Annotated in this window: 8 protein-coding genes; 6 read left to right on the top strand and 2 right to left on the bottom strand. The window is 48.5% G+C overall.

Features of this window, described 5'->3' with window-relative positions:
- Nucleotides 1-9: 9 nt before the first annotated feature.
- Together NT073_RS27900 and NT073_RS27895 are read left to right on the top strand one after the other, a co-directional pair.
- Nucleotides 10-2,763 carry a DUF1553 domain-containing protein gene (locus NT073_RS27900; protein ID WP_297380480.1) on the top strand — a complete coding sequence of 918 codons (2,754 nt, stop codon included), beginning with the start codon at nt 10-12 and terminating at the stop codon, nt 2,761-2,763.
- 41 nt (nt 2,764-2,804) lie between these two features.
- On the top strand, nt 2,805-4,280 hold the full coding sequence (locus tag NT073_RS27895) for a DUF1501 domain-containing protein (RefSeq protein WP_297380477.1): 1,476 nt from the start codon (nt 2,805-2,807) through the stop codon (nt 4,278-4,280).
- Between the two features lie 123 nt (nt 4,281-4,403).
- Here the strand turns inward: NT073_RS27895 and NT073_RS27890 are convergent, their stop codons facing one another.
- Together NT073_RS27890 and NT073_RS27885 are read right to left on the bottom strand one after the other, a co-directional pair.
- Nucleotides 4,404-6,023, bottom strand: a complete 1,620-nt coding sequence (locus NT073_RS27890) for an FAD-binding protein (RefSeq protein ID WP_297380474.1) — start codon at nt 6,021-6,023, stop codon at nt 4,404-4,406.
- Between the two features lie 5 nt (nt 6,024-6,028).
- Nucleotides 6,029-6,379 (bottom strand): hypothetical protein, encoded by a 351-nt coding sequence (locus tag NT073_RS27885; RefSeq protein ID WP_297380471.1) that lies wholly within the window; start codon nt 6,377-6,379, stop codon nt 6,029-6,031.
- Between the two features lie 767 nt (nt 6,380-7,146).
- Here NT073_RS27885 and NT073_RS27880 point away from each other — a divergent pair.
- The 4 genes from NT073_RS27880 to NT073_RS27865 all read left to right on the top strand — a co-directional run.
- Nucleotides 7,147-7,947, top strand: a complete 801-nt coding sequence (locus tag NT073_RS27880; RefSeq protein WP_297380470.1) for a polysaccharide biosynthesis/export family protein — start codon at nt 7,147-7,149, stop codon at nt 7,945-7,947.
- A gap of 25 nt (nt 7,948-7,972) precedes the next feature.
- Nucleotides 7,973-10,252 carry a polysaccharide biosynthesis tyrosine autokinase gene (locus NT073_RS27875; protein ID WP_297380469.1) on the top strand — a complete coding sequence of 760 codons (2,280 nt, stop codon included), beginning with the start codon at nt 7,973-7,975 and terminating at the stop codon, nt 10,250-10,252.
- Between the two features lie 23 nt (nt 10,253-10,275).
- The gene (locus tag NT073_RS27870) at nt 10,276-11,751 is read left to right on the top strand and encodes a hypothetical protein (RefSeq protein WP_297380468.1); all 1,476 of its coding nucleotides are present in this window, start codon (nt 10,276-10,278) and stop codon (nt 11,749-11,751) included.
- Nucleotides 11,752-11,759: 8 nt separating this feature from the next.
- The coding region (locus NT073_RS27865) for an EpsG family protein (RefSeq protein WP_297380467.1) at nt 11,760-12,273 on the top strand (514 nt) is incomplete at its 3' end.

Here is a 12,273-nt window from a genome sequence, read left to right as displayed (position 1 = left end):
GACGAGATCATGACCAAACACCTCGGCATTTGTGTAGGCATAGCGGCCGTTGTCATTACCTACTTAACCTGGTCTCCACCCTGGTTTGGTCATCGGGTAGACTACAACGCAGACGTAAAGCCAATCCTCAACAAGCATTGCCTGAGTTGTCATGGGGGCGTAAAAAAAGCCGGAAATGTTAGTTTTCTCTTTGAACACGAACTGACCCAACCGGGTAAATCAGGGAAGATTCCAGTGGTACGTGGAGATGCCGATGCCAGTGAACTAATCCGCCGTATACAATCCGACGATCCGGACGAGAGAATGCCCAAGCATGGGACACCGCTGAACGAGGAGGAGGTAACCATTCTAAAACAATGGATTAATGAGGGAGCCCACTGGGAAACGCACTGGGCTTACAAACGAGTTGACGAACCCGATGTTCCTTCTTTACGAACCCTTAGTAATGGGTTCGGTCTTTTAAATACTCCTGCCATTAACTGGGTTGAAAATGAAATCGACCGCTTTGTCGTCGAAAAACTAACCGAAAAAGGGTTGTCGTTCTCACCCGAAGCATCTAGGGCGACGCTCATCCGGCGTGTGAGTTTGGACCTGACCGGTCTGCCACCAACAGAGAGCGAAGTCCGGAATTTTGAGCTGGATACGTCCAATCATGCTTATGAAACCGTTGTTGACCGGCTCCTGCAATCGCCAGCTTATGGGGAACGATGGACGGCCATGTGGATGGATCTGGCCCGGTATGCCGATACGAAAGGGTACGAAAGCGACGGTGGTCGAACCATGTGGCCTTATCGGGATTACGTCATAAAATCATTTAACCAGGATAAGCCCTTCGACCGCTTTACGATTGAGCAACTGGCGGGCGATTTGCTGACGAATGATACAGGCGGTTTTCCAGCAGAAGAAAACCTGATTGCTACGGGCTTTCACCGCAACACCATGACTAATAATGAAGGCGGCACCAATGACGAAGAATTTCGGGTGGCCGCCCAAATCGACCGTGTAAACACGACTTGGGAGGTATGGCAGGGTACTACATTTGCCTGCGTTCAGTGCCACAGCCACCCCTACGACCCCATACCGCACGAAGATTATTACAAATACATGGCCTACTTCAACAATTCCCGGGACGAAGACCTATGGGATGAGTGGCCGAAACTGCGCTTTTACAAAGGGGAGGATTCCGCGCGGGTCGAGCGAATTAAACAGTGGATCAGTCGGTATGAACCGGAGCAACTGGTCGAAAAAACGCAGTTCATGCGGGTCTTAGAACCCAAAATCAATGCCCATTCTTTTATCAAAGGAGACGCATCGACCGCCTTGCTAATCTCGTATTATGGCGTTAAAGACAAGGGCAATGCCCGGATTCCGCAGGTTAACCTGTCAGGGACTGCCAGCGTTGTTTTGAACGTAAGCACAAAAGCAAAAAATGCCGTTTTGACGCTGCATCTCGACAAGCTGAACGGCCCGGTACTGACAACCCTCAACCTAGCTGCCCGTGATACGGTCCTGATAGCACCGATTGTCTCCGTTTGGGGAAAACATGATGTCTACCTTTCGCTGCAAAGCCCTGCATCTCCTAGGGAATGGGTTCAGATAAACTGGATTTCTTTCCAAAAACCCTTGCCGGGCGCTGGTCAGCCGAACTATGCGAAGGTAGTCGCCGACTATGCCATGACTCTGGTCAGACCTGCCGAGAGCATGCCGGTGATTTGGGAGGGCCACGGGGACTTTGCCCGCAAAACCCATGTTTTCGTGCGGGGCAACTGGATGGTTAAAGGCGCTGAGGTTAAACCGGGAGTACCCCGGCTACTGGCCCCGGTGCCCGCTGGCTACCCGAACAATCGGCTTGGGCTGGCCAAATGGATTGTTAGTCGGAATAATGCCCTCACTGCGCGCGTTATCGTAAACCGTTTTTGGGAGCAGCTTTTCGGACGGGGCATTGTCGAAACGCTGGAAGATTTTGGGTCGCAGGGAAGCGAACCGACTCATCAGGCACTGCTGGACTGGCTGGCCGTGCAGTTCATGGAACAGGACCACTGGCAGGTAAAGAAACTCCTCCGCCGAATGGTGCTGTCGGCCACGTATCGACAGCGGTCGGAAAGCACGAAGGAAAAGACAGAGAAAGATCCATCCAATCGCTGGCTGTCGCGCGGCCCCCGGGTGCGGCTGAGTGCGGAGCAGGTGCGCGATCAGGCCCTGGCCTGTAGCGGGCTGCTCTCTTATAAACAATACGGACCGAGCGTGATGCCTCCGCAACCGGATAAAATCTGGCAATCGCCTTATAATGGCGAGAGTTGGGTAACCAGTACGGGCGAAGACCGCTACCGACGCGCCATTTATACTTACTGGAAACGCACGGCCCCCTACCCGTCCATGACGACCTTCGATGCCCCCAGCCGCGAGTTCTGCCAGTCGAGACGAATAGCTACCAACACCCCGTTGCAGGCTTTGGTCACGCTCAATGATCCGGTGTACCTGGAAGCTGCCCAAAAACTGGCTTCTACCATGCAGCGAAGGGGGACAACACCGGCGCAACAGTTGCGCGAGGGGTACCGGATGCTCACCTTCCAGCCAATCGAGGATAGAAAGCTGACGGTACTGCTGGCTACCTATACTGATGCCTTGTCTACGTTTAAAGCCTCCCCTGCCGAGGTGAATGACATCCTGCCTTACGCAAGCGCAAAATCGCCGGAACTGGCCGCGCTGACCGTTTCGGCCAACGTGCTGCTAAACCTCGATAAAGTAGTCACCAAAGAATAGTTCTGCACTTTCACACGCCATTTCTCCCAGCTAAACCAACGATGAACAAGTTACTGAACGAACTACTTCATGCCGACGTGCAGCGTCAGACCCGTCGCCACTTCCTGCAATCCGCTGGTTTTGGTTTGGGCGTGCTGGGGCTGGGCTCACTGCTGGATGGTTGCGGGCCAACCAGGGAAAAAACAACGGCTATCCGTTCGGACGCATCTTTACACGTGCCGCACTTTGTACCTAAAGCCCAACGGGTCATTTATATCCATATGGCAGGGGCTCCTTCTCAACTGGAACTGTTCGATTACAAACCCGAACTGGAGAAATTCCACGGTAAAGATTGTCCGGCGGCTTTTCTGGAAGGTAAACAGTTTGCCTTTATTCAGGGAGTTCCCAAGATGCTGGGCCCTCAGGGGAAGTTTGGCCAGTACGGTCAGTCGGGGGCGTGGTTATCGGACTACCTTCCTTACCTGCAAACGATGGCCGACGAGATCACTTTCCTGAAAGCCATGCACACCGACCAGTTCAACCATGCCCCGGCGCAGTTGCTGCTTCATACGGGGAGCGCCCGGCTGGGCCGCCCGAGTCTGGGTGCGTGGGCCGTGTATGGACTAGGCTCCGATAACCAGAATCTGCCCGGCTTTATCGTGCTGGCGTCGGGCGGGCGGCAACCCGACGCGGGAAAAAGTGTGTACGGCAGTGGGTTTCTGCCATCGGTTTACCAAGGCGTGCAATGCCGCACCGGCGGTGATCCGGTGCTGTACGTGACTGATCCTAAGGGCATGAATCGCAACATGCGCCAAAAAACCATCGAAGCTATCAACGACATCAACCGTCAAACCTACGAAGACGCTCAAGACCCGGAAACTCTGACCCGCATAAGCCAGTATGAAATGGCTTTCCGGATGCAAATGTCCGTTCCGCAGGTGATGGACGTATCGAGAGAGCCACCCTTTATTCTGGATATGTATGGCGTAAAACCCGGAGATGGCAGCTTTGCGATGAATTGCCTGCTGGCCCGCAAGCTGGTTGAGAATGACGTCCGTTTCGTACAGCTTTTCGACTGGGGCTGGGACGGGCACGGCACGTCGGCTTCGGACAATATAGAAGGCGGTTTACGGCACAAATGCAGGCTCTCGGACAAGCCAGTAGCGGCCTTGCTGCAAGATCTCAAGATGCGGGGACTGCTTGAGGAAACTCTGGTGGTATGGGGTGCCGAATTTGGCCGAACCCCCATGCAGGAAAACCGAAATGGTCTGGTAATGCCCTATATGGGCCGGGATCACCACCTGGAAGCGTTTACAATGTGGATGGCCGGGGGCGGCACCAAACAAGGCTACACACATGGGCAGACCGATGAGTTGGGCTACTATGGCGTGACCGATCGGGTGCATGTCCACGATTTACAAGCCACAATTCTTCACTTAATGGGCTTCGATCATGAGAAATTCACTTACCCTTTCCAGGGCCGGAACTTCCGTCTTACAGATACAGCCGGTAAAGTTGTCAATGAAATACTAGCCTGAAACATGAGTCATCCCAAATTTTATTCATGTTCCCTGGAGAAGGTTTTGAGAAACCTTCTCTGTCAGGTTCTTTAACCTGACATTACTAAAAAAAGCATACGTTCCAAATCCATAAATTACCCCTCACACAACCGAAGCGGCAACCGCATCACGTAGGGCCACGAAGTCAGGTGCTATGTTTACACGGTAATCGGCCAGGTTGACGGTGCTTAAAAAATCATTGGAAAACAGATGCGCTATTTCCTTCGAGAGTAGTATACTCCGCATATCCTTCCATTTGTCGTCAGCGTTCCCGTACATCAGGTCGATCAGGTTCGGGAAAGACCAGGGAGCATTTTTACCCCAGTGCAGGGTGAAGGCAATGCCGCTATCCTTGAAGGTTTTAATCACATCCGTCAGAAAGTCGTCCAGTGAGATCATATTCTGATTTCCTTTCCAGGGCACTCCATCCACTTCCAGAATACAGGTAGTCGGAAACCGGGTAAACCCCAGCGTGGCCTCCGACGCTTTTACGAACCGCATAGACAGAATACCCGGTATCGGGCCTTTGTCGTTCATCAGGTCGATGAACAGGTCGAGGGCTTTGGGCGAGTCGGCAATGTCTATGCCAAAACCGCAGCCAAAAGCCGCACTCGACTGAGAGGTGTCCCAGAATATTTCGCCAAGCGTACCTTCTATAGTGTCATCCACTTTTGGAAACGCTTCGCTTTTTAACGCGTCCAATATCCTGGGAATGATTCGCTTATGCTTGGCAGCAAATGCCGACACCCAAGTGGGTATGTCTTTAAAAATAGCGTTTTGCACGAACGGAACCGGGTTGGGGTAGCCGGTTCGATAGGGCTTTTTGTAGATAATTTCGGTTACGAAATCCTCACTGGCGTTGTAAGGGTTTATGTACAGTTTGTAGTGGAAGGGTCGGTTTACGGTTCCATCCGGCAGCACTTCGTCGGGAAGTTTGAAGCGAGCATTGGCAAAATCCATCGTTGCGGCAATTTGCAGCGCATCGGCCTTGCTTATTTTCTTGACATAGCGCTTCAGGAGATACAGGTCCTCAGCTTCGAGAACGACACCATGAATAACGCCAAATGCCCCTAAGCTCACCAGTGCCGCATTGAACAAGTCATCGCTCCGAATAACTCTTGACTGTATCCGTCGGGCAAACTCATCCGACAGCGCCGGGCGGCTTTCACGCTCAATGTATACCCGATCATTTGCATTAGGGCCGATGATTAGCTGAAGCCCCACCACGCAGTCCTGAACAGACCCGACATCAATGGATGATCCGTGAACACCCGTAGAAATAGCCCCGGCTATGGTTTGTCCATTACTGGCCCCGCATGTTTTCAGCGATTTACCTTTCTTCTGTAGGAACTCCGAAATCTCCTTGATCGTGTTGCCGCACTGAAACAGAAAAAGGTTTTCCGACTGGTAAGTGGTGGACGGATGCAACTGGCTGTCCTTGATCTCCAGCCGGATGTTCAGGTTGGCGTTAAAAAGCATTCGATCGCGCTGATGGGCTACATTCGACAATGACCAGGCGCTGCCATACGCCCGAAACCGTTCGTTATTGGCCAGACTATCACTTATTAACCCCTGAATACTGCTGGCGCTATCAGTATATCGATCAATGAGCGAAACAATGGTCCGGTTGGTGTCGATATCAAACAGGCATTTTGTTGGGTAAGGCCCGTTAAAATGATAGTTGTTCCAGTCCGTAACGTGATGCGTTGTTATTTGCGCCATGGACATTACTGATTTGACGGTTTTATACAGACAATCCGAACCCTTACCGCTTTCCGTTTGCCAAACGTGATCGTGTTCCGAAGCATATCGCCGAACGTAATCTTATATTCTATTGAGTGAAAGCCTTCCGTACAGGTCGAATCAATGACCATTACGCTATTCTGCAATAAAGAAAGGCGGTTGATGAACTTGACATCCTGCACCTTTTTAAGGTTATAAAAACCCAGTTCCTGCCGGAAAGGGTCTGGTTGCGCTACCCCATTCTTGTTGGATACAATTACGGAATACGAACAGGCCTGGAGAAGGGCCAGAAGGCCCAGCACGCAAAGACTATTTTTTACTGTAGCGTAACCCATTACCAGCCAGACGAAAAGGTGAGTAATCTTTTATAAAAAGGGAGACAGCTTCAATTCCAACTACTCGTCAACTTATACACTATACTCTGGCAAATGACTGTCAATCCGGGCTGAGAATCAATGGGATATTTCCCGTATTCTGGAAGACTTCACTTTATTTTTCTCCAGTAGTTGCCTGTAATTGCTCTTTACAGCCAGTTCTGGTAATTAATTGTCTACCCATTACACTTATAGTTTATTGTAATTGCTTTCTTTATAATATTTTTGCAAAATATCACCCTCGAAGACAAAAATTTAGCGAACAGCCCTTTTTCGTTTTAGCTGGAAAGATCATGCCGAATGCCCCATCATAGAATAGCCTTTCCGGCTGCGCAAGATGCTCATTCACAGAACTAACCACCTCATAACCAACATTTTATTTAACTTAATGTTAAAACAAATGAAAAAATTTAAACTAATTTATTATCTTCGTCCTTGGGTACAGTATAATAGTCTATTGAAAGTATAAAACATACCATTACCTTTTTATTGTCTTCTGTTTTTGGGAAGGTGTAGCTGCTATACTTTCTTCTGGCAGAGAGCCATTATAGAATTTTTCTATCCTATTTCTATCTAATTCAACGTATCCTATTTAAACGCTGGCAGTGTGTAAGCCTAGACTGTACTGATCGCAGAAACTGACTGAATTTTACCGTTCTCAACCCATTATTTATCCTATTATACCATCCGTTTCCAATGAAACCCTTTTCAGTAATACATCTCAACAAATGATTTTCAAACGATTACTTTTTCTCTCTTTTTTTGGACTAATGGCCTGTAGCACCAACCGTAAGTTGATCTACCTGAACGACTTGCGGGGCCTGGATCAAGAAAAGGCACAGATTTTGAACAACTCCCCCTTACGGATTCAGCCGGATGATGTGCTCTCTATAACCGTAAGCAGCCAAAACCCTGAATCAACTATTTTATTCAACAAAGGGATACTAGCCTCCAGCAGTACCAGCCCTACCGAACCGGGTATGGTCAATAATGCACTTACTAATAAATCGGATAAAGAAGGCTATCTAGTAGATCGTGAAGGATATATTGACTTTCCGGTGCTGGGGCGAATTAAACTCGGCGACCTGACAAAAGAAGAAGCTGCCCAGAAACTTACCCTCGACGTTTCGAAATACCTGAAAGGACCGGTTGTAAGCGTGAAGCTGACCAACTTTAACATAACCGTACTGGGCGAAGTGACGCGCCCATCTACGTTTACCGTAACCCGCGAAAGTGTGAACGTGCTCGAAGCGCTGGGGATGGCTGGCGATATGACTGTGTTTGGCAAGCGGGAGAACGTTCTGGTCATCCGGCATCAGAACGGCATTCGTACCGCCAATCGCATTGACCTGACCAACAAAGCGGCTCTCGATACGCCGTTTTTTTACCTGCATCAAAATGACATCGTTTATGTAGAACCCGACAGTAAATCGAAGACTTACCAGACGGACCCTTCTAACCGGTATATTCCCTTATGGACTACCCTTGTCTCGTCGATTGCTTTAACGATCATATCACTCTTTCGATAACCCGAGTAATTTACAGAAAAACGTTATGACCGAAGGAGAAGTAAGTTACGTATCATCCGGAGAAAGCAGCTTCAGACGATTCCTTTACAAATACCGGCGTTTCTGGTATCTGTTTGTAATCAGCATTGCCGGTAGCCTGGTACTGGCCGTCCTTTATTTAAAATCGGCCACCCCGCAATATAATGTCAGTATAAGCCTGTTAATCAAAGACATAGAGAAAGGCCCCGATATTCGGCCGGGTAATCCGATTTTTAAGGAGTTGGATATCTTAAACTCAACAACCAGTATTGAGGATGAGATCGAAGCGTTAAGATCGGTGACCCTGATGCACCGGGTTTTAACGGAACTCGGCTTACAAACCAGTTATTACGTTGCCGATTCATTCAAGAAAAGAGAGATTTTTGGCGCCGATCTACCTATCCGTCTGTTCGTTAAAACACTCTCGGAATCGGCCTATACAAAGCCGATTGCCATAGTCATTAAAAATACCCAGGAGTTTCAGTTGCAGGACGGCCCCCCCCCCGCCAATACCTACCGGTTTGGCCAGTTGATCCAACGTCCTTATGGCACGTTTACGGTTCAGGCCAATCCGGAAGCCATGCGGTGGCAACCCAAAAAAATATTCATCTTCTTCAATAACCTGGAGGATATGGCTGACAGCTACAGTAAAGCGACAGCCATTATTCAGCTTAATAAAAAAGCAAATGTTTTGAGTGTATACATGCAGAGTGCCGTTCCGGAGAAAGGAAAAGTTATTCTGAATAAGCTCATTGAGGTGTACAATAAAGAGAACAAGGAAGACCGTAATATACTGGCACTCAACACAATAAAATTCATTGAGGAACGGCTAAAAGACTTAACCGCCGAATTGTCGGATATAGAGAAGGCGACCGAGGAGTTCAAACGCCGAAACCAGGTAACCGATGTTCGCTCCGAAGCAAATGGATATCTCGAAGAATCCAGAATTTACAACAATCAGCTATCAGCCAATAAAATACAACTCGATATTGCCGAATCGCTGGAACGATACCTGGTACGGCAAAAGCAAAAATATGAGTTGGTACCCAGCAACCTGACAATCAACGACCCAACGTTACAGGACTTTATTGGTAAATTCAATGATCTGCTTCTCCAGCGCGAACGTATGCTGCGTACCAGCGAAACAACAAACCCACTGGTCGTACACATCGATGAGCAGCTAGCCAGCTTCAGACAGTCCATTCTTGAAAACTTAAAGACCGTAAAACGAGGCCTGTTCATTACGCAGGGCGACCTGACAGCCAAAATCAACAATTTACAGGAGCACATTACTCAGGTACCCGATATTGAGCGCCAGCTCAACGCCATAAACCGGCAGGAAGGCGTTAAGCGAAATTTGTACTCGTTTTTGCTGCAAAAACGGGAAGAATCGTCGCTGTCGCTGGCAGCTACCCTTTCAAATACCCGCGTTATTGATCCGGCAACGGCCTCTAAAACGCCCGTGTCGCCTAAAAAACCCGTTATTTTTGCCCTGGCATTCATACTGGGGCTGATTTTACCGCTTGCCTTCATTACTGTTCCTGATTTGTTGAGCAACAAGGTTCGCCAGCGCAGCGATGTGTCGACCGCCGTTGCAGTGCCTATTCTGGGCGAGGTAACGCACTATAGAAAGAAAGGGATTTTCGTTATATCGCAGGAAACCAGGAAGCCAATAATTGAGCAGCTTCGCCTGATACGAAGTAACCTACATTTTTCAACTGCCAATCAGCCGCACCAGGTTATTCTGGTAACGTCCAGCGTAGCCAAAGAAGGGAAAACCTTCTTTAGTATCAATCTGGCTCTAAGCCTCTGCTTTCTGAATAAGAAAGTAGCCCTGCTCGATTTAAACTTCCGAAATCCACGCCTTCTGACTGGTTTGCGCGTGGAGCATGAGGTTGGCATAACGGATTACCTGAACGGTAGCACTCCCTCCCTGAACAGCCTGTTGACGCCCTTTCCGGGTACGCCTAACCTATCGGTTATCGGTACGGGACCTTTGCCTGCTAATGCGCCTGAGTTTTTGCTAAATGCAGGTATAGGCACATTGATCGGCGAACTGCGGAAACGCTTCGACTATGTCATTATCGACTCGGCACCCGTGGGTGAAGTGGCCGATACCTTTGCGCTGGCCGATCATATCGACACCACCATTTTTGTTGTGCGTTACAATTACACCCCTATAGAACGGCTTGAGAGTATCCGGGAAGCCCATCTGGAAAATAAACTGAAACGTCCGCTCATCGTACTCAACGACGCCCGGAAAGAGAATAGTTACCGAGTAAAGTAACCACCGTAAACAACAAATGAATAATGTTAGGCAAGAAGATAGGACAGAATTTTTTCATTAGTATCATATCAATGGGCCTGGGTATTCTGAGCTCTGTATTTATTGCCCGTATTGGCGGACCAACCATCATGGGCAACATCGGACTGGCCATGTCTTTCCAGGTTCTGGTGAAGTCGATCTTTACGCATACCGTTAACAGCGTTCATTTGAAAATGTACAATGAAAACAACCAGATAGGACTCAAGAACTACATGGTTGTTTTTATTCTGTATAATGTCCTCACATCGTTACTGGTTTTATCTTTTGTTCTCTGGAATCACTTCAGTCATAACGGCACCTTTACCGATCTTCAGATCTCGCTGATCGTCATTTTTATCCTCCAGGATTACTTAATGACGCCCTTTTATATCTACATAACGGATCAATCGTCGAAGCTCAATATTATCAGGTCCAACATGACTGATTTTTATGCTCAGACGCTGATCAATATTGCCAAAATTGCCGCCGTTCTGCTGGGAGAGTCGGAAATCGGCATTGCCTGGTATATTATGGCGGCTTGCGCTTTAAGCTCTGTTTATCCATTGATCAACTTGATCCGGTCGGACTTTGGCACCTATTCACTGGCGGTTGTGAAGAAGTACATCCGTTATTCCATGACGATTTCCACATCCACAATTGCCTACGGACTATTAGTCAGCTTCGATAAAGTACTATTGGGGCTTTATCAGGTTTCGCCGGAGCAAATTGGCTTCTATAACGTAGGAAATCGGCTCGGGCTGCTGCTCATGACCTTAGGCATCAGCATTGGCAGTATTCTGTTATCGGTTTTCTCTAAGAACGCAACGGACAACAACAACGACAAAACGATCAGCCAGTTAAGCAGTTATGAACGATTCATCACTATCAGCTTCTTACCGGCGGTTCTGGCCGCTTCGCTGTTCGGAAACGAATTGATTACACTGGTTTTTGGCGCCCGCTACCTCGAAGCGTTCCCAGTGCTGATTCTGTCGATTCTGTTCGCTTATGTCAAAATATTGACCATTCCCTACCAGAACTACTTATTTGCCAATAACAGCTTCAGGGCTTTTAACCGCAATTCTATCCTGTTCATTGTGGCTATCGTCTTTTTCTCAACCACGATGGCCTATTTCAATTTCTTCAATGATCTGCCAGTTTCCGTTGCCGTTGCCCTGTTGCTGGCCTGTCTGTTTGAGCGTGTGCTGTTCACCCGCGATGCCGCCAAAATAGACCCTCAGATTCGGCTGTTTTTTCATCCAGGAATGATGCTTTTCTTTACCGGCATCACCGTGGGCTGGTTTGTTCTGAATGAATTCATACCCGCTACCAATTACCTGCTGAGCTATGGAATTCGCGCGGTGATTCTGCTCGGTTTACTGCCAGTCGGCTACCTTTTGGGAATATATACCAAAGGTGACTTCTACATGATTACTGATCTATTGAACATACCGACCGGTAAGAAAGAAGTCTCGCAGGCTTAAGGGTAGATATGACACAGCCAGGAGGCATGGTCGAGCCCGGAACATACATTCTATACACCTTGCTGATGGGGTCGATGCTGCTCTTTGCACAACCATCAGCAAGGGCGGTTATTGACCAACGCACCGGACTAATCACTTTCCCTAACTATTGGGGGCCTAACCTCACTATACTCATCATCCTTTATAGCCTCGTGGTTGGCTGCCGCTACTACGTGGGCATCGACTACAAAGTCTACGTGGAAATCTTCCTCGAACTCAAAGAAACCGGCTCCGTGTCCCGGGAAATCGAGTTTGGCTTTGAGTTCATGTATAAAATACTCAACTATATAGGTGCCCATTTTACGTTCATTTTTATTCTGATGGCTTTGTTCCAGATGTTCATTTTCTACAAAGCTCTGGAGAAGTTCCCTTTCATTCTGCCCTGGTTCACCTTCTTTTTCTTTGTCAGCCTGATGATGTTCAGCAGCATGAACATCATGCGCCAGTCGCTGGCCTGGTTCGTCTTCTTCTACACCCTCAACC

Origin of the sequence: Spirosoma sp. (assembly GCF_026391055.1) — a bacterium.
Lineage (GTDB): Bacteria > Bacteroidota > Bacteroidia > Cytophagales > Spirosomataceae > Spirosoma.
This window is presented reverse-complemented; position numbering and strand designations above follow the sequence as displayed.